Origin of the sequence: Lutimaribacter marinistellae (assembly GCF_042648365.1) — a bacterium.
GTDB lineage: Bacteria > Pseudomonadota > Alphaproteobacteria > Rhodobacterales > Rhodobacteraceae > Lutimaribacter_A > Lutimaribacter_A marinistellae.
On sequence record NZ_JBHRXI010000041.1, the window covers coordinates 20,499 to 21,809 of the forward strand.

General features: G+C 61.6%; 2 protein-coding genes. Both read right to left on the minus strand.

What is annotated here, in order from left to right:
* On the minus strand, positions 1 to 870 hold an 870-nt coding region (locus ACFORG_RS20440; protein WP_386737423.1), incomplete at its 3' end, for a SphA family protein.
* A gap of 130 nt (positions 871 to 1,000) precedes the next feature.
* Positions 1,001 to 1,311 (minus strand): hypothetical protein (locus tag ACFORG_RS20445; protein WP_386737424.1); only part of this gene is annotated, 311 nt, incomplete at its 5' end.

Below are 1,311 nucleotides of genomic sequence, written 5' to 3' on the forward strand. Positions count from 1 at the left end.
GGGGATCCAGACAAAGCCCGGGCCGATCCCGTAGGAGGACGACTTGAAGGCGCCGAGGGTGGCCCCGGCTCCGCTATCTGCGGTCAGCTGCTTGTAGTAGTAGCCCCGCAGCCCGATGGCCAAGTCCGGCGCCACGAACTGGTTGAACGTGGCATCGAGGTGAAACTCGTTGCCTGTCTTGTAATTGGTGGCCGGGTTCTCGGTATTGATCATGATGCCGGCGGAGGCTGAAACCTCAGTGCCCGATTCCGGGTTGAACCAGGTGACGACTCCGACCGTGTCGAAGCTCCAGTAATTTCGGCCCAGGTTGACGAGATCGCCATCCGACGTGCTGTAGGCACCGGTCGGCGCAATGATCGTCTCGGAGAACCTGAAGGACCAGGGACCCGAACTCCAGTTCAGCTGGATCGGCGTGAACGCGATGTCGCTCAAGGCAAAGCTGCTATCTGAGAAGGGCAACCGCCCCCCCAGCGGGCCGGTTATCGCACCGTCCAGCGTCGCATAGCCGAACGGGATCGCCATGCCGACGGTGTAACGCCCCCCGAGGACCGGCTGCTCGAAGGTATAACTGACGGACGTCATGTTGATGAAGGTATCCGTCTCCAGACCAAGGCCGACCTGGCCTTCGAGAAGGGTCGTGCCTAAGCTTCCTGTCTGGAACCACGACACGTTTGCGACCTGGAAACCTGGTTCGGGCGGGAGCGCCAGGAAGATGTCCCCAACTGCACCTGGCAGGTAATGGCTTCCGCCGCCTTCGGCTGCCTGTGCCGAGTCGCTGCCGACCGGCAAGACCAAGCACGATGCGAGAAGCAACAAGAGACAGCCGGAATTGCGCCGCGCTTGAGCCGGGTCGGTCAACTGAGGTGTCATTGAAGCAACTCCTTGAACTGAAAACGTGGGGTATTCGTGCATTCGGCCGGAACCGGCGCAGAATGGTGGCAGCTGCCGTCTCGTTGATCCCGGCTCATGTCATCCGGGGGCGCCATGCACTCGCCAGTCTTCAGTCATAGGCTTCCATGGTGTTCTTGACCGCCATGTCCACCGCTCCGGCGAGCAGCCTGCCCGGATCGTCGTCGCAGGAATCCTCCAGCTCTTCGACGAACTCGTCTCTGAGCCCCTCGCGCTCGGCCTCGTCCGGGACGAGCGCGAGAATGTCGAGCTGGCGATTGTAGATGGCGACAAATGCCATCTGGCGCACGATATCGGCCACCGCCTCATCATCATCCGGGTAGGTTTCCAACACGCTTTCACAGCTGTGATGCATGTGGGGCATGGCGGCATCGAGCACGGCCTGGATGTCCACCTCCTCGG